Origin of the sequence: Streptomyces syringium (genome assembly GCF_017876625.1) — a bacterium.
In the GTDB taxonomy this organism is placed as follows: domain Bacteria; phylum Actinomycetota; class Actinomycetes; order Streptomycetales; family Streptomycetaceae; genus Streptomyces; species Streptomyces syringius.
The window spans coordinates 1,643,542-1,670,315 of the sequence record NZ_JAGIOH010000001.1 but is presented as its reverse complement, the minus strand read 5'-3'; the positions used below and the strand labels follow the sequence as shown (position 1 = coordinate 1,670,315).

25 protein-coding genes are annotated in these 26,774 nt (G+C 72.7%); 18 read left to right on the top strand and 7 right to left on the bottom strand.

The features are described from left to right. Positions 1 to 6 precede the first annotated feature (6 nt). The 3 genes from JO379_RS07370 to JO379_RS07360 all read right to left on the bottom strand — a co-directional run bounded on the left by JO379_RS07370 (position 7) and on the right by JO379_RS07360 (position 3,088). Positions 7 to 717 (bottom strand): gamma-glutamyl-gamma-aminobutyrate hydrolase family protein, encoded by a 711-nt coding sequence (locus tag JO379_RS07370; protein ID WP_242625957.1) that lies wholly within the window; start codon positions 715 to 717, stop codon positions 7 to 9. Between the two features lie 47 nt (positions 718 to 764). Then, complete coding sequence (gene eat, locus JO379_RS07365; RefSeq protein WP_130876962.1) at positions 765 to 2,234, bottom strand: ethanolamine permease; 1,470 nt, start codon at positions 2,232 to 2,234, stop codon at positions 765 to 767. A gap of 104 nt (positions 2,235 to 2,338) precedes the next feature. After that, positions 2,339 to 3,088 carry a FadR/GntR family transcriptional regulator gene (locus JO379_RS07360; protein ID WP_130876961.1) on the bottom strand — a complete coding sequence of 250 codons (750 nt, stop codon included), beginning with the start codon at positions 3,086 to 3,088 and terminating at the stop codon, positions 2,339 to 2,341. Positions 3,089 to 3,160: 72 nt separating this feature from the next. Here JO379_RS07360 and JO379_RS07355 point away from each other — a divergent pair, with 72 nt between their 5' ends. The 4 genes from JO379_RS07355 (at position 3,161) to JO379_RS07340 (ending at position 8,187) form a co-directional block, all read left to right on the top strand. Then, the gene (locus tag JO379_RS07355; RefSeq protein ID WP_209514389.1) at positions 3,161 to 4,528 is read left to right on the top strand and encodes a glutamine synthetase family protein; all 1,368 of its coding nucleotides are present in this window, start codon (positions 3,161 to 3,163) and stop codon (positions 4,526 to 4,528) included. An 11-nt stretch (positions 4,529 to 4,539) separates the two neighbouring features. Continuing rightward, positions 4,540 to 5,895, top strand: a complete 1,356-nt coding sequence (locus JO379_RS07350) for an aldehyde dehydrogenase family protein (RefSeq protein ID WP_209514387.1) — start codon at positions 4,540 to 4,542, stop codon at positions 5,893 to 5,895. Positions 5,896 to 6,055: 160 nt separating this feature from the next. Then, positions 6,056 to 6,841, top strand: a complete 786-nt coding sequence (locus JO379_RS07345; RefSeq protein WP_130876959.1) for a 3-oxoacyl-ACP reductase — start codon at positions 6,056 to 6,058, stop codon at positions 6,839 to 6,841. Between the two features lie 77 nt (positions 6,842 to 6,918). Then, complete coding sequence (locus tag JO379_RS07340) at positions 6,919 to 8,187, top strand: HAD family hydrolase (protein WP_130876958.1); 1,269 nt, start codon at positions 6,919 to 6,921, stop codon at positions 8,185 to 8,187. Positions 8,188 to 8,251: 64 nt separating this feature from the next. Here JO379_RS07340 and JO379_RS07335 read toward each other — a convergent pair whose 3' ends face one another. Beyond that, positions 8,252 to 9,469, bottom strand: coding sequence for an alanine racemase (locus JO379_RS07335; RefSeq protein ID WP_209514385.1), 1,218 nt, complete (start codon positions 9,467 to 9,469; stop codon positions 8,252 to 8,254). A 189-nt stretch (positions 9,470 to 9,658) separates the two neighbouring features. Here JO379_RS07335 and JO379_RS07330 point away from each other — a divergent pair, with 189 nt between their 5' ends. From JO379_RS07330 to JO379_RS07315, 4 genes are all read left to right on the top strand, one after another. Continuing rightward, complete coding sequence (locus JO379_RS07330) at positions 9,659 to 10,558, top strand: hypothetical protein (protein WP_245381405.1); 900 nt, start codon at positions 9,659 to 9,661, stop codon at positions 10,556 to 10,558. Further along, positions 10,555 to 11,727 carry a type VII secretion-associated serine protease mycosin gene (mycP, locus tag JO379_RS07325; protein ID WP_209514382.1) on the top strand — a complete coding sequence of 391 codons (1,173 nt, stop codon included), beginning with the start codon at positions 10,555 to 10,557 and terminating at the stop codon, positions 11,725 to 11,727. Before JO379_RS07330 ends, mycP begins: the two co-directional genes overlap by 4 nt. Before the next feature lie 80 nt (positions 11,728 to 11,807). Next, positions 11,808 to 12,551 (top strand): SseB family protein, encoded by a 744-nt coding sequence (locus JO379_RS07320; RefSeq protein ID WP_209514381.1) that lies wholly within the window; start codon positions 11,808 to 11,810, stop codon positions 12,549 to 12,551. Between the two features lie 340 nt (positions 12,552 to 12,891). Further along, positions 12,892 to 13,623 (top strand): MIP family channel protein, encoded by a 732-nt coding sequence (locus JO379_RS07315; RefSeq protein WP_130877081.1) that lies wholly within the window; start codon positions 12,892 to 12,894, stop codon positions 13,621 to 13,623. Between the two features lie 31 nt (positions 13,624 to 13,654). Here the strand turns inward: JO379_RS07315 and JO379_RS07310 are convergent, their stop codons facing one another. Further along, positions 13,655 to 14,056: a DUF1844 domain-containing protein gene (locus tag JO379_RS07310; protein ID WP_209514380.1), complete on the bottom strand. Its 402-nt coding sequence runs from the start codon at positions 14,054 to 14,056 to the stop codon at positions 13,655 to 13,657. Positions 14,057 to 14,493: 437 nt separating this feature from the next. Here JO379_RS07310 and infC point away from each other — a divergent pair, with 437 nt between their 5' ends. The 10 genes from infC (at position 14,494) to JO379_RS07260 (ending at position 25,425) form a co-directional block, all read left to right on the top strand. After that, a complete protein-coding gene (gene infC, locus JO379_RS07305) occupies positions 14,494 to 15,156 on the top strand; it encodes a translation initiation factor IF-3 (protein ID WP_130877080.1) in 663 nt (220 codons plus the stop codon). Between the two features lie 130 nt (positions 15,157 to 15,286). Then, positions 15,287 to 15,481: a 50S ribosomal protein L35 gene (rpmI, locus tag JO379_RS07300; RefSeq protein WP_071964711.1), complete on the top strand. Its 195-nt coding sequence runs from the start codon at positions 15,287 to 15,289 to the stop codon at positions 15,479 to 15,481. 101 nt (positions 15,482 to 15,582) lie between these two features. Next, positions 15,583 to 15,969: a 50S ribosomal protein L20 gene (rplT, locus tag JO379_RS07295; protein ID WP_102921913.1), complete on the top strand. Its 387-nt coding sequence runs from the start codon at positions 15,583 to 15,585 to the stop codon at positions 15,967 to 15,969. A gap of 128 nt (positions 15,970 to 16,097) precedes the next feature. Beyond that, complete coding sequence (locus JO379_RS07290; RefSeq protein ID WP_130876953.1) at positions 16,098 to 16,949, top strand: TrmH family RNA methyltransferase; 852 nt, start codon at positions 16,098 to 16,100, stop codon at positions 16,947 to 16,949. A gap of 135 nt (positions 16,950 to 17,084) precedes the next feature. Then, positions 17,085 to 18,134 carry a sensor histidine kinase gene (locus JO379_RS07285; RefSeq protein WP_242625973.1) on the top strand — a complete coding sequence of 350 codons (1,050 nt, stop codon included), beginning with the start codon at positions 17,085 to 17,087 and terminating at the stop codon, positions 18,132 to 18,134. A gap of 138 nt (positions 18,135 to 18,272) precedes the next feature. Beyond that, positions 18,273 to 19,394 (top strand): phenylalanine--tRNA ligase subunit alpha, encoded by a 1,122-nt coding sequence (gene pheS, locus JO379_RS07280; RefSeq protein ID WP_209514379.1) that lies wholly within the window; start codon positions 18,273 to 18,275, stop codon positions 19,392 to 19,394. Then, a complete protein-coding gene (gene pheT / locus JO379_RS07275) occupies positions 19,394 to 21,922 on the top strand; it encodes a phenylalanine--tRNA ligase subunit beta (RefSeq protein WP_130876950.1) in 2,529 nt (842 codons plus the stop codon). The genes pheS and pheT overlap by 1 nt, the downstream gene beginning before the upstream one ends. A 225-nt stretch (positions 21,923 to 22,147) precedes the next feature. Beyond that, complete coding sequence (locus JO379_RS07270; protein ID WP_209514378.1) at positions 22,148 to 23,383, top strand: PP2C family protein-serine/threonine phosphatase; 1,236 nt, start codon at positions 22,148 to 22,150, stop codon at positions 23,381 to 23,383. 127 nt (positions 23,384 to 23,510) lie between these two features. Then, entirely contained in the window at positions 23,511 to 24,848 is a 1,338-nt protein-coding gene (locus JO379_RS07265; RefSeq protein ID WP_130876948.1) for a tetratricopeptide repeat protein, read from the top strand. A gap of 46 nt (positions 24,849 to 24,894) precedes the next feature. Continuing rightward, entirely contained in the window at positions 24,895 to 25,425 is a 531-nt protein-coding gene (locus JO379_RS07260; protein ID WP_130876947.1) for an NUDIX hydrolase, read from the top strand. A gap of 38 nt (positions 25,426 to 25,463) precedes the next feature. Here JO379_RS07260 and JO379_RS07255 read toward each other — a convergent pair whose 3' ends face one another. Together JO379_RS07255 and JO379_RS07250 are read right to left on the bottom strand one after the other, a co-directional pair. Then, positions 25,464 to 25,721, bottom strand: a complete 258-nt coding sequence (locus JO379_RS07255; protein WP_130876946.1) for a hypothetical protein — start codon at positions 25,719 to 25,721, stop codon at positions 25,464 to 25,466. A 164-nt stretch (positions 25,722 to 25,885) separates the two neighbouring features. Further along, positions 25,886 to 26,743, bottom strand: a complete 858-nt coding sequence (locus tag JO379_RS07250; protein WP_130876945.1) for a 3-hydroxybutyryl-CoA dehydrogenase — start codon at positions 26,741 to 26,743, stop codon at positions 25,886 to 25,888. Positions 26,744 to 26,774 lie beyond the last annotated feature (31 nt).

The window sequence follows — 26,774 nt, the reverse complement described above, 5'->3', positions numbered from 1 at the left end:
GGGAGCTCAGCCCCGCTGAGCCGCGGCGCGCACCAGGGCCTCGATCAGCCGCAGGTCGTCCCGGGCCTCCGGGTGCCACTGGACGCCCACCCGGAAGGAATCGCCCGGGTACTCCAGGGCCTCGACCGTGCCGTCCTCCGCGTGGGCCGTCACGACGAGGCCCTCGCCGAGGCGGTCCACCGCCTGGTGGTGGTGGGTGGCCACGTCGCACCGCTCGGGCAGCAGACCGCCGGTGCGGGTGTCCGGCACCGGCTCGACCGGGTGGTCGGTGAAGGAACCCGCCACCGGGTTGTGGTCCTCGTGCCCCACCTCGTCCGGCAGGTGCTGGGTGAGCGTGCCGCCCGCGTGGACGTTCATCAGCTGCATGCCGCGGCAGATGCCGAGCACCGGTACGTCCTCCTCCAGCGCGGCAGCCAGCAGCGCCAGCTCCCAGCGGTCCCGCTCGGGCACCGGGGCACCCGCGCGGGGGTGCGGCTCCTCGCCGTACAACGCCGGGGCCAGGTCCTCGCCGCCGGCGAGGACCAGACCGTCGAGGCGCCGGACCACCGCGGCGGCGGTGTCCGGGTCGTCGGGCGGCAGCATCACGGCCAGGCCGCCGGCCCGCTGGACGTACCGGGGGTAGGCGGCCGGCAGCAGCGCGGCCGGCAGGTCCCAGGCCACCCCCCAACGGGCCTGTGTGAGATACGTGGTGACACCGATCAGAGGCCTGCTGTCCAACGTTCTTCCTCTCCACTCCCCGCCCGCATCCGTACGCGGCGCTGTGATCATTCGCGTGCCAACTCTGCCTCGGCCGCGGCCAGGGCGGCGAATTCCTCCTCCGGCGCGCTCGCCACCAGCCGGTGCCGGCTGTAGAAGGCGAAGTAGCCCGCGGCCACGGCGTACACGCCGAGGGCGATGACCGCCGCGGTGACGTCCACCAGGAAGGTGGCCACCAGCGCCGAACAGGCCAGCACGAAGGCGATGGTCGAGGTGACGACGCCGCCGGGGGTGCGGTACGGGCGGGCGAGGCCGGGTTCGCGGCGGCGGAGCACGATGTGGGAGAGCGACATCAGGGCGTAGGAGATGGTGGCGCCGAAGACGGCGACGTTGAGCATGCGCGCCCCGTCCCCGCTCGCCGCGGCCAGGGCGAAGCCGAGCGCGCCGGGTACCAGCAGACCGAGGTAGGGGGCCTTGCGGCGGCTGGTGAGGGAGAGGAAACGGGGGAGGTAGCCGGCCCGGGAGAGGGCGAAGAGCTGCCGGGAGCCGGCGTAGATGAGGGAGAAGAAGGAGGCCACGAGCCCGGCGAGCCCCGCGTAGTTGACGATGCGGCCCAGCGTGGTGGGGTGCCCGTCGTCCTGGAGCGCGGCGACGAGCGGATTGCCCGCGTCCTTCATGGCGTCGGCGCCGCCCGCGCCGGTGGAGGCGAGGAAGGTGAGCAGGGCCAGGAGCAGCAGGATGCCCATGGCGGTGGCCATGGCGCGCGGCAGGGTGCGCGCGGGGTCCTTGGTCTCCTCGGCGGCCAGCGGCACGCCCTCGACGCCCAGGAAGAACCACATGCCGAACGGGAACGCCGCCCAGATGCCCAGCAGCCCGAACGGCAGCCAGGAGGAGGCACCGAACGCGTCCGGGTCGACGGGGATGTCGTGCAGCCGCGCGGCGTCGAAGTCGGTGAACGCGCCGACCGCGAAGACCAGCAGCGCGGCGACGGCGATGCCGGTGACCACGAAGCTGAAGCGCAGGGCCTCGCCGACGCCCCACAGGTGGATGCCGATGAAGAGGACGAAGCAGGCCAGGTACACCGGCCAGCCGGAGGTCAGGCCGAACAGGTGCAGCGATTCGACGTAGTCGCCGATGAAGAGGGAGATGGCGGCGGGCGCGAGGACGTACTCGATGAGGATCGCGGTCCCGGTGAGGAAGCCGCCCCAGGGGCCGAGTGCGCGGCGGGCGAAGCCGTAGCCGCCGCCGGCGGTGGGCAGGATGGACGCCAGCTCGGCGAGCGCGAAGACCATGCAGGTGTACATCAGCCCCATCAGGACGGCGGCGATGGCGAGTCCGCCGAAGCCGCCGTGCGCGAGGCCGAAGTTCCAGCCGGAGAAGTCACCGGAGACGACGTAGGCCACGCCCAGGCCGGTCAGCAGCAGGGGGCCCGCGCTGCCCCGGCGCAGGGTGCGTTTGTCCAGATACGCCTGTGAGTCGGAGCCCTCCCCGGACGGGGCGGCGGGCGGTGCGCTGGGTGACTCCGTGCGATCGGCCATGAGCCGCTCCTGCCTCGGGGGTAAAGGTTTTGCGCCATACCTTTGCCGTGGCGTCGGCGGAAAAGCAACCCCCTTGCGTAAAACGCTGGTTACCAGCGCGTTACTCAGCCGAGAAATCCCCGCAGAAGGGCCGCCGTGCCACAGCAGTGCTCCCGCATCACCTCGCGCGCCCCGTCCGCGTCCCCGTCCAGGACCGCCTCGACCAGCGCGGTGTGCTGCGCCTGGGAGTGCTCCAGGTTCCGCACCAGCAGGGGAATGCAGTCCAGCAGGTCGTTGACGGACGCCCGGACCGCGGCGTACCGGGCGGCGAGGGAGGGGGAGCCGGACAGTTCGGCGAGGGTCAGGTGCAGCATCGTGTCCAGCCGCCGGTAGTCGGCGAGCGGCGCGTCGTGGGTCGCGGCCAGCGCCCCGCGCAGCCGGGCGGCCTGCTCGTCGGACAGCCCGTGCGCGGCACACAGCCCGGCCGCGCCCACCTCCAGGACCTCGCGGAAACGCAGCGTGTCCTCGACGTCCACCGTCGCCACCCGCCGCCGCAGCTCCGCCGCGCCGGTCGCGGCCGGCGCGGCCGCGCGGTCGAGGACGAACGTGCCGCCGTACCGGCCGCGCCGGCTCTCCACCAGCCCCTGGTCCTGGAGCACCTTCAGCACCTCGCGCAGCGTCACCCGGCTGATCTGGAGCCGCTCGGCCAACTCGCGCTCGGCGGGCAGTCGTTCGCCGTGCGCGACCAGGCCCAGCCGCACGATCTGGAGTATCTGCTCCAGGGCCTCCTCGAAGCCGTTGCCCGCGCGGACCGGCCGCAGCACCGGCGCCAGCCGGTCCGCACCGCTTCCGCCCATCGCGTCCATCGAGTTCATGAAGCCCCTTCCCAATCAATGGTCTACGGGCCTACCTTAAGACCTCCGGTCGCACCGACAGGAGGCAACACTGTGGCAGACCGCACGCCCCCGCTCGCCGTCGAGGAGCTGCGCATGCTCGTCGACCGCGGGGAGATCGACACTGTCGTCCTCGCCTTCACCGATATGCAAGGAAGGCTCCAGGGCAAGCGGTTCGCGGCCCGGTACTTCCTCGATCAGGTCCTCGAGCACGGCACCGAGGGGTGCAACTACCTCCTCGCCGTGGACGTCGACCTCAACACCGTCGCCGGCTACACCATGTCGTCCTGGGAGCGCGGCTACGGCGACTTCGCCATGCACGCCGACAGCGCCACCCTGCGCCTCACCCCCTGGAACCCCGGCACCGCGCTCGTCACCGCCGACCTCGCCTGGCACGACGGCTCACCCGTCCTCGCCTCGCCCCGGCAGATCCTGCGCGGCCAGCTCGACCGGCTCGCCGAACGCGGCTGGAGCGCCTACGCGGGCACCGAGCTGGAGTTCATCGTCTTCAAGGACACCTACGAAGAGGCGTGGGGCCGCGGCTACCGCGGCATGACCCCCGCCAACCAGTACAACGCCGACTACTCCGTGCTCGGCACCGGCCGCGTCGAGCCGCTGCTGCGCCGCATCCGCAACGAGATGGGCGCGGCCGGCATGACGGTGGAGTCCGCCAAGGGCGAGTGCAATCTCGGCCAGCACGAGATCGTCTTCGTCTACGACGACGCCCTGACCACCTGCGACCAGCACTCCGTCTACAAGACCGGGGCCAAGGAGATCGCCGCCCAGGAGGGCATGGCGCTCACCTACATGGCCAAGTACGACGAGCGCGAGGGCAACTCCTGCCACATCCATCTCTCGCTGCGCGACGAGACCGGGGCACCGGTACTGGCCGACGACGACGGTCCGTACGGCATGTCGAAGGCCATGCGGCACTTCCTCGCCGGACAGCTCGCCGCCCTGCGCGACTTCACCCTGCTCTACGCGCCGAACATCAACTCCTACAAGCGCTTCCGCCCGGGGTCCTTCGCGCCCACCGCCGTCGCCTGGGGCCCGGACAACCGCACCTGCGCCCTGCGCGTCGTCGGCCACGGCCCCTCGCACCGCTTCGAGAACCGGCTGCCCGGCGGTGATGTGAACCCCTACCTCGCCGTGGCGGGCATGGTCGCCGCCGGTCTGTACGGCGTCGAGAACGAGCTGGAGCTGCCCGAGGCCTGTACCGGCAACGCCTACACCGGCGACGCCGCCCAGGTGCCGACGACGCTGCGCGAGGCCGCCGAACTGTGGGGGAAGAGCCCCATAGCGCGCGCCGCGTTCGGCGACGAGGTGGTCGAGCACTACCTGCACATGGCGCGCGTCGAGCAGGACGCGTACGACGCGGCCGTCACGGACTGGGAGCGGTTCCGCTCCTTCGAGCGGATGTAAGGACCACCACGTTGCACGAGATCATCAACCCGGCGACCGAAGAGGTCATCGCCACCGTTTCGGCCAGTACCCGCGAGGACGTCGACGCCGCCGTGGCCCGGGCGAGTACCGCCCAGCGGGCGTGGGCCGCGCTCGCCCCCGCCGACCGGGCCCGGCAGCTGCGCCGCTTCGCCGCCGTCGTCGACCAGCACATCGAGGAGCTGGCGCTGCTGGAGGTCCGGGAGGCCGGCCACCCCATCGGCAACGCCCGCTGGGAGGCGGGCAACGTCCGTGACCTGCTCGACTACGCCGCGGGCGGCGTCGAGCGGCTCACCGGCAGCCAGATCCCCGTCACCGGCGGGCTGAACGTCACCTTCCACGAACCGCTCGGCGTCATCGCCGTCATCGCCCCGTGGAACTTCCCGATGCCCATCGCCGCCTGGGGGCTCGCCCCCGCGCTCGCCGCGGGCAACGCCGTGCTTCTCAAGCCCGCCGAGACCACCCCGCTCACCGCCCTGCGGCTGGCCGATCTCGCGCTGACGGCCGGACTGCCCGAGGGTCTCTTCCAGGTCCTCCCGGGAGACGGGCCCGTCGTGGGTGACGCCCTGGTGGAGCACCCCGGCATCGCCAAGGTCGTCTTCACCGGCTCCACCGCCGTCGGCAAGCAGATCATGGCCAAGTGCGCGGCGAACGTGAAGCGCGTGACCCTCGAACTCGGCGGCAAGAACCCCAACATCGTCTTCGCCGACGCCGACATCGAGCAGGCGGCCGCGAGCGCCCCCGGCTCGTTCCTCGACAACACCGGCCAGGACTGCTGTGCCCGCAGCCGCATCCTCGTGCAGCGCAGCGTCTACGACCGCTTCATGGAACTGCTGGAGCCCGCGGTCAAGGCCTTCGTGGTGGGCGACCCCACCGACCCGGCCACACAGATGGGCCCGCTCGTCTCGGCCGCGCACCGCGAGCGCGTACGGTCCTTCGTCCCCGAGACCGCGCCCGCGGCCATCCGCGGCGAGGCCCCCACGGGCAAGGGCTTCTGGTACCCGGCGACGGTCCTCACCGGTGCCCCCGACGACCGCGCGGCCGTCGAGGAGGTCTTCGGCCCCGTGGCCGTGGTGCTGCCCTTCGAGGACGAGGCGGACGCGGTACGGATCGCCAACGCCACCCCCTACGGGCTGTCCGGGTCGATCTGGACCCGGGACGTGGGCCGCGCCGTCCGTGTCTCGCGGGGCGTCGCCGCGGGCAACCTCTCCGTCAACTCCCACAGCAGCGTCCGCTACTGGACGCCGTTCGGCGGCTTCAAGCAGTCCGGCCTCGGCCGGGAACTGGGCCCCGACGCGCTGGCCGCCTTCACCGAGACCAAGAACGTGTTCCTGAACACCGAGGCCTGAACACCGAGGCCTGAACACCGAGGCCTGACCGTCGGGGCCTGACCATCGGGGCCCGAGCCCGCAGGGCTCCGGGACGGCCACATCGGCGGCCGTCCCGGCCCACCCCTCCCCACGCACGCATCGCCCCACCCGCTGACCCAGCCAGAGAAAGGCCACTGCCTTGACCGACCAGACCCCCGTCTGCCGCCGACTCGTCGGCCGCACCGCCGTCATCACCGGAGCCGGCAGCGGCATCGGCCTGGCCACCGCCCGACGGCTCGCCTCCGAGGGCGCCAACGTCGTCTGCGCCGACATCGACGAGACCGCCGGCAAGGCGGCCGCCGCCGAGGTCGGCGGTCTCTTCGTCAAGGTGAACGTGACCGACCCCGACGAGGTCGAGGCGCTCTTCAAGGCCGCCTTCGACGCCTACGGCTCGGTCGATATCGCCTTCAACAACGCCGGCATCTCGCCGCCCGACGACGACTCCATCCTCACCACCGGACTCGACGCCTGGAAGCGCGTCCAGGAGGTCAACCTGACCTCCGTCTACCTCTGCTGCAAGGCGGCACTGCCCTACATGCAGCGCCAGGGCAAGGGCTCCATCATCAACACCGCCTCCTTCGTCGCCCGGATGGGCGCCGCCACCTCGCAGATCAGCTACACCGCCTCCAAGGGCGGGGTGCTGGCCATGTCCCGCGAGCTGGGCGTGCAGTTCGCCCGCGAGGGCATCCGCGTCAACGCCCTGTGCCCGGGGCCGGTCAACACCCCGCTGCTCAAGGAGCTCTTCGCCAAGGACCCCGAGCGGGCCGCGCGCCGGCTGGTGCACGTGCCGGTGGGCCGGTTCGCCGAGCCCGACGAGATCGCCGCCGCCGTGGCCTTCCTCGCGAGCGACGACTCGTCCTTCGTCAACGCCGCCGACTTCCTCGTCGACGGAGGCATCGCGGGCGCGTACGTCACCCCGCTGTAAGGTCCATGATCAGTACCGGGACCGGCCCCCCGGCCGGTCCCGGTGTGTGTCCTGCCCCCATGCGCCAATGAGGACGTATGCGTAACAAGCACGCCATAGTCATCGGTCTCGCGATCACCGCGGCCCTCACCGCCTCGGTGCCCGCCACCGCCGCGGCCCCCGTCTCCGCGCCCCGGTCGCACTGCCCGCAGCTCGACAAGAACATCAAGTGGTTCGGCGACAACCGCGCCAAGCTCCAGAAGATGATCGACGAGCGCGGCACCTGCTCCGGCAAGGGCGGCCCCCGCCCCGTCGCCGCCTTCGACTGGGACAACACGGTCGTCAAGAACGACATCACCGATGCCACCCTCGCCTGGGCCCTGAAGCACGACAGGATCCTGCGGCCGAAGAGCTGGAAGGACACCAGCGTCTGGCTCACCCCGGCCGCCGACAAGGCCCTCACCAAGGCGTGCGGCACGTCCGTGCCGGTCGGCAAGCCGCTGCGCACCTCGAAGAACACCGCCTGCGCCGACGAGATCTTCGAGATCCGTGAGAAGTCGCAGACCATGGCCGGCGAGGCGGCCTTCGCCGGCGACTGGAACCACCGGCGCACGGTCCCCGCGTACGCCTGGATCCCGCAGCTGTTCAGCGGCCACACCCCGGCCGCGCTGACCTCCTTCGCCAAGAAGGCGCGCGCCGAGCAGCTCGCCGCGCCCATCGGAACCAAGCAGACCGTCGGCACGCACACGCTCGCCGGCTACATCCGCTACTACGACCAGCAGAAGGACCTGATCCGTACGCTCAAGGCGGCCGGCTTCGACGTCTACATCGTCTCCGCCTCCGCCGAGCCGATCGCCGAGGCGTGGTCCAGCGGTGTCGGTCTCGACCGCAAGCACACCATCGGCATCCGCAGCATCCTCGACCGCGGCCGCCTCACCCCCGGGATCAAGGGCTGCGGCGGCGTCGCGGACGGCCCCGGCGGGGCGCTCCCGTACATGGACGGCAAGCGCTGCATGATCAACCAGGAGATCTTCAAGATCAAGGGAGCGAAGGCCTGGAAGCAGCAGGACCACGCGCACCGCATCGCGCTCGGCGCCGGTGACGCCGACACCGACGTGACGTTCGTGAACGACGCGACCGGCGCCCACGTCGCCATCAACCGCAACAAGTCCGAGCTGATGTGCCGCGCCTTCGACAACGCGGACGGCCGCTGGGTGGCCAACCCGATGTTCATCGAGCCCATGCCGCGCAAGTCCGGCAGCTACCCGTGCGCGACCGCCGGCGCCACGAACGAGGACGGCACGCACGGCCCGGTGCGCCGCGCCGACGGCTCGGTCATCCCCGACCAGCTGGACCTCGCGTACTGAGCACGAGCGGAAACGAGGAGAGGGGCCGGCGTCGACCGACGCCGGCCCCTCCCCGTACCGGCCCTCAGACGAAAGTGCGGCCCTCGCCCCGGTAGGTGGGAACGCTCTCCACCACCCGGTCGCCGTCGACGAGCCGCAGCAGCGCGAAGCGCTCGCACAGCTCCCCGGCCTTCGCGTGCCGGAACCACACCTTGTCGCCCACCAGCAGATCGTCGGCGGGCTGCCCGATCAGCGGCGTCTGCACCTCGCCCGCGCCCTCCCGCGCGTCCAGGCGCAACCCCGCCGGCAGATACGGCACCGGCAGCCGGTCCGCGCCCGCGGCCCCCGACGCCGGAAGGCCGCCGCCCAGCACGGTCACCACCCCCACCCCCGGGCGGCGCACCACCGGCAGGGCGAACAGGGCGGCGGGCCGGCCCCTGAAGGAGGTGTAGTGGTCGAACAGCCGCGGCGCGTACAGCGCCGACCCGGCCGCCACCTCCGTGACCGCCGCCTCCGCCGCGGTGTGCTGCACACTGCCCGAACCACCGCCGTTGACGAACTCCAGCTCCGCCACGGCCCGCACCGCCCGCACCGCCTCGGCCCGACGGACCGCCAGCTCCCTGCGCGCCGCCTTCTGCATCAGCCGGATCGCCCGCGACCGCACCGGCCGCCCCGCGACCGCGTCACCGACGCCCGCCACATGTGCCTCGTACGCCATCAACCCCACCAGCCGGAACCCCGGCCGACGGTCGATCAGCCGGGCCAGCTCCGCCAGCGCCCCCGGCTCCCACAGCGGCGAGCGCAGCGCCCCGATCCGCACCCGACCGCGCCACAACCGCAGCGAGGTGTCCAACTCCAGGCACACCCGCACCTCTTCGGTCCGGCCCAGCCCGGCCCGCGCCGCGTCGATGAGCGCCAGCTGCGCCGGGTCGTCCACCATCACCGTGACCGCGCCCGCGAGCTTGGCGTCCGAGACCAGCTCGGCGAAGCCCTCCCGGTCGGCCGACGGATAGGCCAACAGCACATCGTCGAAGCCCGAACGCGCCAGCCACAGCGACTCCGCCAGCGTATGGCTCATCACCCCCGCGAACCCCTCGCGCGCCAGCACCCGCTCCAGCAGCGCCCGGCAGCGCACCGACTTGCTCGCCACCCGGACGGGCTTGCCCCGCGCCCGCCGCACCAGCTCCCCGGCGTTGGCGTCGAACGCCGCCAGGTCGACCACGGCCAGCGGGGCGTCCAGATGGGCCGTCGCCCGGTCGTAGCGGACCCGGTCGGCGGCGGAACCGACGGTGTGAGCAGCCATGGCGGGCAGCCTGCCAGAGGCAATCACCCCTGAACAGAGGGCCGTCACTGGCGAATGGCCCGTGCGGCTCCCCGCCCCGTAGAGTGTCCGCGCACGCCACGGGCCACCCGCCGGTGGCGGGTTGTACGGATTCGAACCGGCCTGTCCCGAGGGCGGTACGGCGAGCCGGCTCGCGAGGGGGAGCGCAAGTTGAGCACCGAAGCGGACCCCATGCTGCCGTCCGCCCCCTTCGCCCGGACCCCCCTGCCCGCCATGGCGCCGGACGCCTGGCAGGCCCCGCCATGGCGGGGCGCCCCCGGGCCGCCGCCGGACGGCACCGAGCCCGGCGCCCCCCGCAGACGCCCCGGGCGCGGTGCCGCGGCCGCCGCGTGCGCGGTCCTCGGCCTCGGCCTCATCGGCGGCGCCGTCGCCGGCACATGGCTCACCGCGCCGGGGGAGCGCGGCGCGGCCGAAACCGCCTACGCGCGCGGCGCCGACCTCTGGCGGACCGTGCCCGTGGACACCCTCTTCCCCCGGACCGTGCACAACGCCACGGCCGGCCCCGGAGGCGCTGCCCGCCACTGGACCCGCATCGGCGTCGCCGCCGACGCCGACTGCAAAGGCGCCTTCGACCCCCTGCTGGCCAGGGCGTTGGCACCGGCCGGCTGCAAGCGGCTGCTGCGGGCCGCGTACACCGACGCCACCTCGACCCGCGTGACCACCGTCGGACTGCTCGTCACCGACACCGACGCCACCGGCATGCGTGCCCTGCGCAAGCGGTTCACCGGCGAACGCCTCGGTGAGCGCCCGGATCTGATGCCCCGCCCGTACGCGCCGAAGGGCACCGCCGCCGAACGCTTCGGCGACGCCCAGCGCGCCAGCTGGCACATCAGCGTCCTGACCGACGCCCCGGCCGTCGTCTACGCCGTGACCGGCTTCGCCGACGCCCGTACGGGCACCCCGCCCCAGCCGGCCGAACGTGCCGTCCGCCCCGGCGCGACCTCCGCCCCCGCCCAGGCGGGCCTCGGCCACGACGCGAACGCGCTCGCCGACCGACTGGAGCAAGGCGTCCGGCAGGCCGTGACACGACCTCAGGAGACCACCCGATGACGGTGCCCCACGGCGTCCGCCGGGCCGCCACCGCGCTGGCCGCCGCCACGCTCGTCGCCCTGCCCGCCGGGTCCGCCCGGGCCGACACCATACGGGCCCAGGAGTGGGCCCTCGACGCCCTGCGCACCCAGGAGGCGTGGAAGACGACCAAGGGCGCGGGCATCACCGTCGCGGTCCTCGACACCGGTGTCGACGAGGGACACCCCGACCTGGCGGGCCAAGTCCTGCCCGGCGAGGACCTCGTCGGCTTCGGCGCCCGGCGCGGCGACCGGGCGTGGGCCCGGCACGGAACCGCCATGGCGGGCATCATCGCCGGGCGCGGCCACGGCGACGACAACGCCGACGGCGTCCTCGGCATCGCCCCGGAAGCGAAGATCCTGCCGGTCCGGGTGATCCTGGAGGACAAGGACCCGGCCCGCCCCCGGGCCCGCACCGCACGCGGCGGCGCCCTCGCCGACGGCATCCGCTGGGCCGCCGACCACGGCGCCGACGTGATCAACCTGTCCCTCGGCGACGACAGCGACTCCGCCCACCCCGAACCCCGCGAGGACGCCGCCGTCCGGTACGCCCTGAGCAAGGGCGCCGTCGTCGTCGCCTCCGCCGGCAACGGCGGCGAGCACGGCGACCACGTCTCCTACCCCGCCGCATACCCCGGGGTGATCGCCGTGGCCGCCGTCGACCGCTACGGCAGCCGCGCCGCCTTCTCCACCCGCCGCTGGTACGCGACCGTCAGCGCGCCCGGCGTCGACGTCGTCATCGCCGACCCCGACCGCCGCTACTACGAGGGCTGGGGCACGAGCGCCGCCGCCGCGTTCGTCTCGGGCGCCGTCGCCCTCGTCCGCGCCGCGCACCCGGGCCTGAGCCCGGCCCAGATCCGCGACCTCCTCACCTCCACGGCCCGGGACACCCCACGCGGCGGCCGCTCGGACGCGCTGGGCGCGGGGCTGGTCGACCCGGCGGCTGCGATTGCGCGGGGTTCGCGTCTGCGTCCCTCGGCGAGTGGTCCGCGTGTCGCACGCGACTACACGGGCCGGTACTTCGGGCCCGGCCCGCACTCGTCGGACTCCTCCGAACCCGGAATCCCTGTGCCGGCCTTGGCGGCGGGCGCGGTGGGTGTGGCGCTGCTCGCCGCAGCGGTGGTGCTCCGGCGTGGACGTCGCCGTTCGTGACGCTGCCGCTGCGCGCAGCCGGACCCGCACCCGGCAAACCCCCCGGTAGGGGCCCCGTGCCGGGCCGGTAGGCTCAAACCGTGGAGCGAAAGAACATCCCGGACCCCGGTTTTTCCGACGACAACGGCTCCGCCGACCCCGCCCTCGCGGCGGCGCTCGCTGCCTGGTCGGCCGATCCTTCCGCCGACGGCGCCGAGGCCGGTGTCCTTGTCGCCCTGCGAGCGGCACGGCTGCTCGTGCCGGTGGTCGCCGTGCTCGGTGAGGTGGAGACCGGGCCGGACGGGTTGCGGCGCGAGAAGACCAGTGACATGGCCGTGCCGACGCTCCAGGCGCCGGACGGGCGGAAGGCGCTGCCCGCGTTCACCTCCATCGAGACCCTGGCCCGCTGGCGCGCGGACGCGCGCCCCGTGGCCGTGCCCCTGCACCAGGCGCTCCAGGCGGCCGCCCATGAGAAGGCGGACACGATCGTGCTGGATCTCGCGGGACCCGTGCCGTACCAGCTGACGGGCCCGGCCCTGCTGGCGCTGGCGGAGGGACGGGACAGCGGGGACCCGGCGGCCGACCCGGCCGTCACCGACGCCCTGCGGTCCGTGCTGGCCGGCGAGGTCGGCGTGCTGCGCGCGCACCTCGCGCCCTCGACGGACGCCGACGGCACCCTGGCGCTCGCCCTGGCGGACGGCGCCGTCCCCGCCGAGGTGGTCCGGAAGGTCGCGGAGGCCCTCGCGGCGGACGACGTGCTGCGCGCCCGGCTCGTCAAGGGCCTGGACCTGGCCCTGCTGCCGCCGGGGGCGGCGGTCCCCGGGGAACCGCTCTTCAGCCGCTGATCCCCTGCGGGGTGCTCCGCACTGATTCGGTGCCGCCTGCGGCGGCGAGCGCCCTGCGGGCGCGTCCTCAAACGCCGGACGGGCTTGTTGTGGCTGAGCTCAGCCGCCAAGCCCGTCCGGCGTTTGAGGGCACAGCACAGCAGCCCGTCCGGCGATTGAGGACACTGCCGCGCAGCGGTGGTGCGGGACAAGACGGGCCCTTCGTGCCCCCCCGGCTGCCAAGCCGACAGGCGCCCGGCCTGAGACCGTCCGACAATGCGAGGACAGTCCACGAGATCCCCGGGAGGACGCCATGGACGCCGTGAAACTGGGATCACTACGGCTCGACCGGCTCGACCCCGTGCAGAAGCGGACCGTCGCGGCCGAATTCCTCGGGACCCTGCTGCTGGTCTTCTTCGCCGTCGGATCCGCGGTCCTCGCGGCCGACTACATCGGTGTGCTCGGCATCGCCCTGGCCTTCGGATTCACTCTTCTGGCCCTGGCGTACGCCCTGGGGCCCATATCGGGCTGTCACGTCAACCCGGCGGTCACGCTCGGTCTGCTGCTGGAGGGGCGGATCTCCCGGCGTACGGCGCTGGAGTACTGGATCGCGCAGCTGCTCGGCGGCATCGTGGGGGCCGCGCTGCTGTTCCTGCTGGCCAAGCAGGTGCCGGGGCTGCAGACGCACGGCGCCTTCGGCAGCAACGGCTTCGCCGACCGGTCGGCGGTGCACCTCAACACCGGTGGCGCGTTCCTCGCCGAGGTCGCGATGACCTTCCTGCTGGTCCTCGTCGTCCTGTCGGTGACCCACAAGGTCGCCGTCGTGGGCTTCGACGGGCTGCCCATCGGGCTGGCGCTCGCGGTGGTCCACCTGGTGGGCATCCCGCTGACCGGCACGTCCGTGAACCCGGCCCGCAGCCTCGGGCCGGCCCTCTTCGCGGGCGGCGGGGCGCTCTCCCAGCTGTGGCTGTTCCTCGTCGCCCCGCCGATCGGGGCCGCGCTCGCGGCGTTCGCGCACCGGGTCACCCATCCCCGGATGGGTCCGGCCCACCTCGCGGACGAGCTCTCCACGGAGCCCCGCCCGACGGCCTGAGACCGCCGGGACCGGGGCCGGGGGGAGGGGCTCAGCCGAAGACCGGGCCCGTGTACTGCTCGCCCGGGCCCTTGCCCGGCTCGTCCGGTACGACGGAGGCCTCACGGAAGGCCAGCTGGAGCGACTTCAGACCGTCGCGCAGCGGTCCGGCGTGGAAGTTGCTGACCTCGGTGGCGCTGGCGGTGACCAGCCCGGCGAGGGCGGTGATCAGCTTGCGGGCCTCGTCCAGGTCCTTGTGGTGCTCGCCCTCCTCGGCGAGGCCCAGGTTGACCGCCGCCGAGCTCATCAGGTGCACCGCGACCGTCGTGATCACCTCGACCGCGGGCACGTCCGCGATGTCACGGGTCATGCTGTCGAAGTCCGGCGCCTCTTCGGAGGAGGCCGACGGGGCGGTCGGGGCAGACGGGGGCGTCTCGGGGGTGGCGTCGCTCATGGTTGCTCTTCCGCTTCGGGTCCGGCCGCTCGTACGGGGTCGGTGTACGGGTCCTGGTGCCGGACGTTTCTCGTGCCGGACGATGTGTCCCGGCCGATGGGCCCAGCCTAGGGCCCGGGTCCCGCCGAGTGGGGACCGGGCCGGGTCACTGCTATGCTGGACCTCGACCGGCTGGACACTCGCGTGCCCGGCCCACAAGTGGAGGCTCCGATCTCCCACCTCGCACGGCCCCCGGGCCGGCAGGTCTCCGGTCAGGCGACGCCCATCGTTCCGTACGGACGATGTGGAATCGCTGTTGCGCCTCGCGGTTGACCGCGGCGGTGCTCCCGGTGTTTGAGGAGCCCCTGCCTGTGTCCCGTCCGGGGCGTTTTTTGCGTCACGAGTACGACGCGGGGGTCATCCCGAACAGACGTTACGCGGCTGTCCGCCAGACAACCGTGTGGTGCTACCTAGGAGGCCCCATCAGCACCGAGCCCCGCATCAACGACCGGATTCGCGTCCCCGAGGTGCGACTCGTCGGTCCGAGCGGCGAGCAGGTGGGCATTGTGCCGCTCGCCAAGGCCCTTGAGCTCGCGCAGGAGTACGACCTCGACCTCGTCGAGGTTGCCGCTTCCGCCAGGCCGCCGGTCTGCAAGCTCATGGACTACGGCAAGTTCAAGTACGAGTCGGCCATGAAGGCCCGTGAGGCGCGCAAGAACCAGGCGCACACGGTCATCAAGGAGATGAAGCTCCGGCCGAAGATCGACCCGCACGACTATGACACCAAGAAGGGTCACGTCGTCCGGTTCCTCAAGCAGGGCGACAAGGTCAAGATCACGATCATGTTCCGTGGTCGCGAGCAGTCCCGCCCCGAGCTGGGCTACCGACTGCTGCAGCGGCTGGCGGAGGACGTCCAGGACCTCGGTTTCGTCGAGTCGAACCCGAAGCAGGACGGCCGAAACATGATCATGGTTCTCGGTCCTCACAAGAAGAAGACCGAGGCGATGGCCGAAGCCCGCGAGGCGCAGGCCGCTCGCAAGGCGGAGCGCCAGGGTGCCTCCGCCGAGCAGGAGCAGCCCGCCGAGCAGGAGCAGTCCGCCGAGGAGCCTGCAGAGGCGTGATCCAGGGGCCCCGCGGCCCTGGATTACCCGGCCCGGGGCACCGCCCCGGGCACCAACCGAACCAAGCTGACGCTTCCGTGCGCCCGTTTTCCGGGCCCGGGGGAGTGCCACCGACGAGGAGATACGGCGCATGCCGAAGAACAAGACGCACTCCGGTGCCAGCAAGCGCTTCAAGATCACTGGCTCCGGCAAGGTCATGCGCGAGCGCGCCGGCAAGCGCCACCTGCTCGAGCACAAGTCGTCCAAGCTGACGCGTCGCCTCACCGGCAACGCCGAGATGGCCCCGGGCGACGCCAAGAAGATCAAGAAGCTTCTCGGCAAGTGACGTTTCGCACCCCGCTCGCCCGGGGTGCGCGTCGGACCGGGACCCAATCGAATTCGGGCCGCGTGAGAATCCACCGCGGCCCCGCTACAAGGAGTTAACAAGTGGCACGCGTCAAGCGGGCAGTCAACGCCCACAAGAAGCGCCGGGCGATCCTCGAGGCGGCCAAGGGCTACCGCGGCCAGCGGTCGCGCCTGTACCGCAAGGCCAAGGAGCAGGTCACCCACTCCCTGGTCTACAACTACAACGACCGCAAGAAGCGCAAGGGCGACTTCCGTCAGCTGTGGATCCAGCGCATCAACGCCGCTGCCCGCCAGAACGGCATGACGTACAACCGCCTCATCCAGGGTCTGAAGGCCGCCAACATCGAGGTGGACCGCAAGATCCTGGCCGAGCTCGCGGTCAACGACATGAACGCGTTCGCCGCGCTCGTCGAGGTCGCGCAGAAGGCTCTGCCGGCCGACGTCAACGCCCCGAAGGCCGCCGCCTGATCCGGCGCCCCGAGGCAGTCGATCGGACCCGCAGGCCCCGCGGCCTGCGGGTCCATCGTTTTTCCGCCGTCGAGCCGAGCCCCGTCCCCAGCCTTCTTCCCTCGTGACTACGAAGTGAGCCGCCGCCCATGGGCACCCCCGAGCTGATCTCCCCGCGCTCTCCCCGCGTCATCGCCGCCCGCCGGCTGGCCAAGCGCAATTTCCGGGTCAAGGAGCGACGGTTCATCGCCGAGGGCCCCCAGGCGGTGCGGGAGGCGATCGAGCACCGCAGCGGCGGCGAGCCCACCCTCATCGAGCTGTTCGCGACCGTCGAGGCCGCCGAGCGGCACGCCGAGATCGTCGAGGCGGCCCTGGCCGCCGGGGTCCGGGTGCACTACGCCGAGGACGACGTGATCGCCGAGCTCTCGCAGACGGTCACCCCCCAGGGCCTGGTCGGCGTCTGCCGCTTCCTCGACTCGCCCTTCGAGGAGATCCTCGCCGCCCGCCCCAAGCTGATCGCCGTCCTCGCGCACGTCCGCGACCCCGGCAACGCCGGTACGGTGCTGCGCTGCGCCGACGCCGCCGGCGCGGACGCCGTGGTGCTCACCGACGCCTCGGTGGACCTGTACAACCCCAAGTCCGTACGCGCCTCCGTGGGCTCCCTGTTCCACCTGCCGGTCGCCGTCGGGGTCCCCGTCGAGCAGGCCGCGCGCGGGCTGCGGGACGCCGGGGTGCGGGTGCTGGCCGCCGACGGCGCGGGCGTCGACCTCGACGCCGAGCTGGACCGGGGCGCGATGGGCACCCCCACCGCCTGGATCTTCGGCAACGAGGCGTGGGGGCTGCCGGAGGAGACCCGGGCGCTCGCCGACGCGGTGGTACGGGTGCCGATCCACGGCAAGGCCGAGAGCCTGAACCTCGCGACGGCCGCCGCCGTGTGCCTGTATGCCTCCGCCCGTGCGCAGCGTGCAGCCGGAGGGTGCCGCTCCGTGACCTCCAGCTAGTAGGGTTGCGGTCCGGGGGCTCGGGAGGGGGTGCGGGTGGTGAACGTCAGGACTTCCGGGAGAGTGGCCGACACCTGTCCGGACGCCTCCCACGGATCCCATGGAACGCCGGTCACCGGCGCGGGCGGGCTCGGGCTGCACCCCGACGACCTGCCGGACGGGCTGGTCGTCGCCGACGACACCGGCCGGGTCACCTGTTTCAACGCCGCCGCGGCCCGCATCACCGCCGTACGGGCCGGTGACGCGCTGGGCCGGCCGCTGGAGCGGGCCCTGCCGCTGGAGGATCTGGACGGCCGCCGCTGGTGGACCCTGACCGATCCCTACGGCGGGCTCAGCACCCGGGTCGGCCAGCCGGAGCGGAAGCTGCTGCTCCCCGGCGGCCGCGAGGTGCTCGTCTCCGCCCGGTACGTCCGCGAGCGGCCGAACGGGCCGGTGATCCGGCTCGTCGTCCAACTGCGCGGCACCGAGGCGCGGCGGCGCACCGAGCGCAGCCACGCCGAGCTGATCGCCACCGTCGCCCACGAGCTGCGCTCGCCGCTGACCTCCGTCAAGGGCTTCACCGCGACGCTGCTGGCGAAGTGGGAGCGGTTCACCGACGACCAGAAGCGGCTGATGCTGGAGACCGTCGACGCCGACGCCGACCGGGTCAACCGGCTCATCGCCGAGCTGCTCGACATCTCCCGGATCGACTCCGGGCGGCTGGAGGTGCGCCGCCAGCCCGTCGACATCGTCGGGGCCGTCCGTCGGCACGTCCAGGCCCACACCACGGCCGGACAGCGCGCCGAGCGGTTCCGGATCAGGGTCGTGGAGCCGCTGCCGGACCTCTGGGCCGATCCGGACAAGATCGACCAGGTGCTGGGCAACCTGCTGGAAAACGCGGTGCGCCACGGCGAGGGAACGGTCACCATAGAGGTCGCACCGGCCCGGATGAAGGCCCACACGGAGGGAACGGCGGTCACCGTGAGCGATGAGGGCCCCGGCATCCCCGAGGAGTCGATGGGCCGCGTCTTCACCCGCTTCTGGCGGGGCAGCAAGCGCGGCGGCACCGGCCTGGGTCTCTACATCGTCAAGGGCATCGTCGAGGCGCACGGCGGGACGATCACCGTGGGACGCACCCCGCACGGTGGCGCGCAGTTCCGATTTACCCTGCCCGTGGGCGCCCCGGCCTTTCTCACCCAGGCCTGAGCGCAGCCCGCGGGCCCACCCGACCACCCGCGCCCTTTAGACTCGACCTTTGGCACCTTTGGCACGACCTTGGCACCAACTCAGTCGGGCAAAGCCGCGCAGCGAAGCGAAGCCAGCCGATCGGAAGCACGGGAAGAGATGTCCGCACCCAATAAGTCGTACGACCCTGTCGAGGTCGAGGCACTGAAACCGGAAGAGATCGAGCGGATGCGGGGCGAAGCGCTCGCCGCCTTCGCCGCCGCCGGCGACCTCGAGGCCCTCCACGAGGCGAAGATCGCGCACACCGGTCCCACGTCGCCGCTGTCCCTCGCCAACCGCGAGATCGGCGCGCTCCCGCCGCAGGCCAAGGCCGAGGCCGGCAAGCGCGTGGGCATGGCCCGCGGTGCCGTGAGCAAGGCCCTCGCCGCCCGCCAGGTGGAGCTGGAGGCGGAGCGTGACGCCCGTGTGCTGGTCGAGGAGGCCGTCGACGTCACCCTGCCGTACGACCGCGTCCCTGCCGGTGCCCGGCACCCGCTGACCACGCTCTCCGAGCGCATCGAGGACGTCTTCGTCGCGATGGGCTACGAGGTCGCCGAGGGCCCCGAGGTCGAGGCCGAGTGGTTCAACTTCGACGCCCTGAACTTCGAGCCGGACCACCCGGCCCGCGCCATGCAGGACACCTTCTTCGTCCAGGACGGCGACGGCAAGGCCGACTCCGGCGTCGTGCTGCGCACCCACACCTCCCCGGTGCAGGTCCGCAGCATGCTCGACCGTGAGCCGCCCATCTACGTGATCTGCCCGGGCCGCGTCTACCGCACCGACGAGCTGGACGCCACGCACACCCCGGTCTTCCACCAGGTCGAGCTGCTCGCCATCGACGAGGGCCTGACCATGGCGGACCTCAAGGGCACCCTGGACCACATGGTCCAGGCGCTCTTCGGGGCCGGTGTGACCACCCGGCTGCGGCCGAACTACTTCCCGTTCACCGAGCCGTCCGCCGAGATGGACATGCGGTGCTACGTGTGCCGCGGCGAGTCGGTCGGCAACCCCGACCGCCCCTGCCGCACCTGCTCCAGCGAGGGCTGGATCGAGCTGGGCGGCTGCGGCATGGTCAACCCGCGGGTGCTGGTGGCTGCGGGCATCGACCCGGAGAAGTACAGCGGATTCGCCTTCGGGTTCGGCATCGAGCGCATGCTCATGTTCCGCCACAACGTCGAAGACATGCGAGACATGGTCGAGGGTGACGTGCGCTTCACCCGGCCGTTCGGGATGGAGATCTGATGCGGGTCCCGCTTTCTTGGCTGCGGGAATACGTCGACCTGCCGGCCGGTGAGACCGGTCGCGACGTACAGGCCAAACTCGTCGCCGCCGGCCTCGAGGTCGAGCGTGTCGAGCAGCTCGGCACCGGCCTCAAGGGCCCCCTGGTCGTCGGCAAGGTCCTCACGATCGAGGAGCTGGAGGGCTTCCGTAAGCCCATCCGCTTCTGCACGGTCGACGTCGGCCGGGCCAACGGCACGGGCGAACCGCAGGAGATCGTCTGCGGTGCGCGCAACTTCTCCGTCGGCGACAAGGTCGTCGTGGTGCTGCCCGGCGCCGTGCTGCCCGGCGACTTCGCGATCGCCGCGCGCAAGACCTACGGCCGCACCTCCCACGGCATGATCTGCTCGGGCGACGAGCTGGGCATGGGCGACGACGGCACGGGCGGCATCATCGTCCTGCCGCCGGAGCACGAGGTGGGCACCGACGCCATCGAGCTGCTCGAGCTGGTCGACGAGGTCCTCGACATCGCCGTCACCCCCGACCGGGGTTACTGCCTGTCGATGCGCGGCGTCGCCCGCGAGGCCGCGACCGCCTACGGGCTGCCGCTGCGCGACCCGGCCCTGCTGGACGTGCCCGCGCCCAACAGCTACGGCTACATGGTCAAGGTCGCCGACCCGGCCGGCTGCGCGCGCTTCACCGCCCGCACGGTCACCGGTCTCGACCCCGAGGCGCACTCGCCGATCTGGCTCCGCCGCCGGCTGCAGAAGGCGGGCATGCGCCCGGTCTCGCTGGCCGTCGACGTCACGAACTACGTGATGCTCGAGCTGGGCCAGCCGCTGCACGCCTACGACCGGTCCCGCATCGACGGGCCGATCGGGGTGCGCCGCGCCGAGCAGGGCGAGAAGCTCGTCACCCTCGACGGCACCAAGCGCGTGCTGGACGCCGAGGACCTCGTCATCACCGACAACAACGGGCCGATCGGGCTCGCGGGCGTCATGGGCGGGGCCAACACCGAGATCGCGGACGCCACCGCGGACCCCGAGACGGGCGCGGTCAGCGGCACCACCGAGATCATCATCGAGGCCGCGCACTTCGACGCCGTCTCCATCGCGCGGACGGCCCGCCGTCACAAGCTGTCCTCCGAGGCGTCCAAGCGCTTCGAGCGCGGTGTCGACCCGAACGCCGCCTCCGCGGCGGCCCAGCGGACCGTGGACCTGATGGTCCTGCTCGCGGGCGGCAGCGCCGAGGCCGGTGTCACCGAGATCGTCGCCCCCAGCGGGCCCCGCACCATCTCGATCAGCGCCGACCACCCCGACCGGGTGGCCGGTGTCGAGTACGGCCGGGAGACCGTCGTCCGCCGCCTCCAGGAGGTCGGCTGCGACGTCTACGGGCAGGACGAGCTGATCGTCACCGTGCCCAGCTGGCGGCCGGACCTCACCGACCCCAACGACCTGGCCGAAGAGGTCATCCGCCTGGAGGGCTACGAGAACCTGCCCTCCACCCTGCCGCAGCCCCCCGCCGGGCGTGGCCTGACCGAGCGGCAGCGCCTGCACCGCCGGGTCGGCCGCGCGCTCGCCGGCGCGGGCTTCGTCGAGGCGCCCAACTACCCCTTCATCGGGGAAGAGGCCCTCGACCACCTCGGCCTGGAGGCCGACGACGCGCGCCGCTCGGTGGTGCGCCTGGTCAACCCCCTCGCCGACACCGAGCCGGCGCTGCGCACCACGCTGCTGCCGGGGCTCTTCGGCGCCCTGCGCCGCAACGACGGCCGCGGTGAGCGCGACCTCGCGCTCTTCGAGACGGGCCTGGTCTTCCAGCCGACCGGTGACGAGCGTCGCTCGGTCCGACTGCCGGTCGACCGCCGCCCCACCGACGAGGAGATCGCCGGCCTCGACGCCGCGCTGCCCCGGCAGCCGCGGCACGTGGCCGCCGTCCTCGCCGGGGCGCGCGAGCTGCCCGGCTGGTGGGGCCAGGGCCGTCCGGCGGGCTGGGCGGAAGCCGTCGAGGCGGCCCGCGCGGTCGCCCGTGAGGCCGGTGCCGAGCTGCTCGTCCGCCAGGACCAGCGGGCGCCGTTCCACCCCGGCCGGTGTGCCGCCTTCTTCGTGGTGGTCGACGGCGCGGAGGTGTTCGTCGGCAGCGCCGGCGAGCTGCACCCGCGCGTGACCAAGGCGTTCGGCCTGCCGGAGCGCACCTGCGCGATGGAGCTCGAGCTCGACCTGCTGGAGCGCGCGGGCACCGGCGTCGCCCGGGCCCCGCACGTGTCCACCTTCCCGGTGGCCACCCAGGACGTCGCGCTCGTCGTGGACGCCTCGGTCCCCGCGGCCGATGTCGAGGCCGCACTGCGGTCCGGTGCGGGTGAACTCCTCGAGTCGCTGCGCCTGTTCGACGTCTTCACCGGCGAACAGCTCGGCGCGGGCAAGAAGTCGCTGGCCTACGCGCTGCGCTTCCGCGCCGCCGACCGCACGCTGACCGCCGAGGAGGCCACGGCAGCCCGCGACGCCGCGGTCGCCGCGGCCGTCGAGCGCACGGGAGCCGCCCTGCGCGGCGCGTAACACCGAGCGCACGGCCCGCCGCCTGGTACCGCCTGGCCGGCCGCCGTACGTACAGCGCAGGGGCGCATCCGGATCTCCGGGTGCGCCCCTCGCTTATTGCCGCATATGTCTGACCCACGTTCCGAATATCACTCAATAGGGTGGAAATGGGTGGTCTGGTCGTTACTTCGGCGTGAGTGCTCGCGAGAATCGAGCGCGTCATTGCTGCTAGGGGGGCCACCGGGCATGATCCTTACAGGGGCGGGGCGGTGCTGGCGGGGTCTGGTGTTCGCGCTGCCCGGACTGTGGGTGCTCGGGGTGGTGGTCTTTGAACTCCTGAGCCCGCTGGGCACCCCGTTCATCCAACTGCTCGCCGCCGCGCCCGCCATCGCCTGCGCCGGCAGCGGCCGCCGTCAGTGCGTCGTGCTCGGCGGCGGCTGCGCGCTCTTCGCGCTCGTCCCGCTCGGTTCGTCCGGCCACCCGGACCCGATGGGCCGCGCGGGCACCTGCTGCGCGATCCTCGCCGTCGTCGTGGCCGGCTACCTCACCACGGGGCGCAGGCTGCGGCTGCTGCGGGAGCTGGAGCGGCTGCGCGAGATCGCCGCCACCGCGCAGCAGGCCCTGCTGCGTCCCCTGCCGCCCCGGATCGACGGGATCACCGTCGCGGGCGGGCATCTGTCGGCGAGCGAAGGGGCCCTGGTCGGCGGCGATCTGTACGAGGCGCTGGCCACCCCGCACGGGGTGCGCATCGTGATGGGCGACGTCCGCGGCCACGGACTCGGCGCGATCGGCACCGTCGCCGCCGTGCTCGGCAGCTTCCGTGAGGCCGCCCACGACGAGGTGGAACTGCCGGGCGTGCTGCGGCGGTTGGAGCGCGCCCTGCAGCGGCACCTGGGCCAGCGGGCCGGCGCCGAGCCCCGCACGGCAGCGCCCGGCGCGCCCGTAGGGGCGCCCGCGCCGAAGCAGGAGGACGAACGGGAGAGGTCCTGCGCCGAGGAATTCGTCACGGTGCTGCTGCTGGAGCTGCGGGCCGACGGCGAGGTCGCGGTGCTCAACTGCGGCCACCCCTGGCCGTATCGGCTCCGATGCGCGGCCGACGGCGGCGCGCGGGCCGTCGTGGTGACCTCCGGGGAGCCACTGCCGCCGCTCGGGGCCTTCCCGCTGCCGGCCGAGATGCCCGTCATGCGGCTGCCCCGGCTGCTGCCCGGCGATGCGCTGGTGCTGCACACCGACGGCGCGGAGGACGCGCGGAACGCGGCGGGGGCGTTCTTCCCGCTGGAGAGCGTCCTGGCCGAGGCGGCGCACGGCACGCCCATCGTGCCCGCCACGGTCGTCGAGCACGTGCGGTGCGCGCTGCTGCGGCACACCGGGGGCCTGCTGACCGATGACATCGCCCTGTTGGCCCTGCGGGACGACCGGCAGCGCCTCCCGGTGCACACCCCCCACGCCGACCTCGCGCGCGTCGGCAGGCCCCGCTCCTGACGACTGCCGACAGCTCCCGGTGGCCGGAAAGAGCCGCCCGGCGGCCACGCACGGCGGTGACCCGTTCACACCCCGTGCGAAGGGATCTCCCTTACGCTGATCCCACCGAGCGTTTCCGGAGGGCAGGATGGAGCCCAACACTCTGCTCGACGCCATTCTCGACGAGGCGGGGATCTCCCACGCGGGCCTGGCCGCCCATGTCAACGCGGCCGGCCGCGCCCGTGGACTGGCGTTGCGCTATGAACACACCGCCGTCGCCCGCTGGTTGCGCGGCCAGCGGCCGCGTGGCCAGGTGCCGGACCTGATCTGCGAGGTCCTCGGCGAGCGGCTGCACCGCGCGCTGACCCTCGACGACATCGGCCTCGGCACCCCCGGCAGCCCCCGGGTGCCGGGCACCCCGCTCTCCGGCTTCGTCGAACGGGCCACCGCGCTGTGGCGCTCCGACGAGCAGCAGCGCGAGCACGTCGTCAGCGCCCCGGCCGTGACCGGCACCCCCGCCGTGATCCCGGTCTGGGAGTGGGAGAACCCGCCCGAGGACGCCGACGTCTCCCGGCGCGGTCTGACCCGGGTATCCATGGAGGACATCGAGATGCTGCGCGCGGCCCGCGCGCACTACGAGCAGATGTACCGCAAGGCGGGCGGCATCGCGACCCGCGCCCGGGTCGTCGGCTTCCTCAACGCCGAGGCCGCGCCCCTGCTGCGCGGCAGCTACCCCGACGAGACGGGCCGTCAGCTGCACCGCGCCACCGGGGGCCTGGTCGCGGTCGCCGGGATCTGTGCGTACGACTCCGACGCGCACGGGCTGGCCCAGCGCTATTTCCACCAGGCGCTGCGGCTCGCCAAGGCCAGCGGGGACCGCGGGCTCGGCGCGTACGTCATCGCCCTTCTCGTCAACCAGTCGCTGTTCATGGGGGAGTACCGGCAGGCGGTCGCCTTCGCCGAGTCCGCGCTGCGGGCGGCGGGCGCGCACCTCACCCCGGCGCTCGCCGCCGACCTCTACGCCATGCAGGCCAAGGCCTATGCCCGGCTCGGCGACGGCGGCGGGGCACTCGCCTGCATCCGCCGCGCCGAGACCGCCGCCGAGCGCATCCACCGCGGCCAGGAGCCCGCCGAGACCGGCTACGTACAGCCCGGACTGGTGAACGTGCAGGTCGCCGAGGCGCTGCTCAGCCTCGGTGACCTCGGACCCGCCCGTGAGCACGCGGACCGGGCGGTCGACACCCCCGCGCACGACCGGGGCCGTGTCCACCGGCTCGCCATGCTCACGCACATCGAGCTGCGTCAAGGAGACGCGGACAAGGCGGTGGCCACCGCGCGGGAGATGACCGAGCAGGCGAGAGGCATGGAATCGCAGCGGTTACGGGACCGGCTCCGAGCGGTGCGCGAGCACCTGATCGAAAGTGGGTGCGCGGCCACGGCCGAGGCCGCCGAGATGATCGACGGGGCGCTGCGCGTGCCCTTGTGAGGACAGCGCCCGGGAGGTGGCCACCTCGGCGGAAGGTGGCATACACGTGCGTTGGAAGAATCTCAGCGAGCGGAGCGTCTACGAGAACCGGTGGTTCCGGGTCAATCTCGCGGACGTCGAACTCCCCGACGGCCGCCACCTCGACCACTTCCTGATCCGGCTGCGGCCCGTCGCCGTGGCCACGGTGGTCAACGAGGCGAACGAGGTTCTGCTGCTGTGGCGGCACCGTTTCATCACCGACAACTGGGGCTGGGAGCTGGCCGCCGGGGTCGTGGAGGACGGCGAGGACATCGCCCGTGCCGCGGCCCGTGAGATGGAGGAGGAGACCGGATGGCGGCCGGGCCCCCTGCGACACCTGATGACAGTGGAACCGTCCAACGGTCTCACCGACGCCCGGCATCACATCTACTGGACGGACGAGGCCGAGTACCTCGGTGATCCGGAGGACGGCTTCGAGTCGGACCGCCGGGAGTGGGTGCCGCTCAAGCTGGTACCCGACATGATCACCCGCGGTGAGGTCCCGGCCGCCAACATGGCGGCCGCGCTACTGCTGCTGCACCATTTGCGGCTCGGCTGACCGCCGGGCCCCCACCGCGGGCCGGGAGCGTCCCGCGCTCATCGGCCGGCCGCCTGCCAGACGGCGACCCCCAGGGCGGCGAGGCCGGTGAGCGCGGCCAGTGACGGCAGCGGCCACCTGCCGTGCTCCAGGGCCCGTACCCGGCCGGTCATCTCGTTGATCTCGCGTTCCGACTGATCGCTGCGCTGGGTGAGGAGGGCGAGGTGGCCGTCGATGCGGGCGACCCCGACATCGAGGCTACGACGTAATTCCGCGAGCTCGGCCGACTTGACGGCGTGCTCGGGATGGCTGGTCACGGTCCGTTCCCCTTCCGGAAGGCTCTTCCAGGTCTGCTCGACGAGGTGAGTCAACCGCGTGGACAGGCGGGGCGGGAGCGTGTGCGGAGGGTATGTGCGAGTCACCGCCGCACACCCCGTGTGAACACGGGGTGTGCGGCGGTGACATGGCGCGAGGGTCCGGCTCAGTACGAGTAGAAGCCCGAGCCCGTCTTGCGGCCCAGCCGGCCCGCGTCGACCATGCGCTGGAGCAGCGGGGGAGCGGCGTACAGCGGCTCCTTGTATTCCTGGTACATGCTGTCGGCGACCGAGGCGACGGTGTCCAGACCGATCAGGTCGGAGAGCTTGAGCGGACCCATGGGGTGGGCACAGCCCAGCTCCATGCCGTTGTCGATGTCCTCGCGGCTGGCGATGCCGGACTCGAACATGCGGATCGCGGAGAGCAGATACGGAATCAGCAGCGCGTTCACGACGAAGCCGGAACGGTCCTGGGCGCGGATGGCGTGCTTGCCCAGGATCTTGCCGACCAGCGCCTCGGCGCGCTTGATCGTCTCCTCGCCGGTGGTCAGTGCCGGGATCAGCTCGACGAGCTGCTGCACCGGGGCCGGGTTGAAGAAGTGGATGCCGATGACCTGGTCGGGCCGCGAGGTCGCGACGGCCAGCTTCACCAGCGGGATGGAGGAGGTGTTGGAGGCCAGGATCGCGTCCGGGCGGGTGACCACCTGGTCGAGCACCTGGAAGATCTCGGTCTTGACCTGCTCGTTCTCGACGACCGCCTCGATGACCAGATCGCGGTCGGCGAACTCGCCCAGGTCGGTGGTGAAGCTCAGCCGTGCCAGGGTCGCGTCGCGCTCCTCCTCGGTGATCTTGCCGCGTTCGGCGGCCTTGCCGAGGGAGTTGGTCAGACGGGTGCGGCCGAGCTCCAGGGCCTCACCGGTGGTCTCCGCGACCTTGACGTCCAGGCCGGAACGGGCACACACCTCCGCGATGCCCGCGCCCATCTGACCGCAGCCCACCACTCCGACGCGTGTCACGTCGGCCACTGAGTCCGTCACATCGTGCCTTTCGCTGATC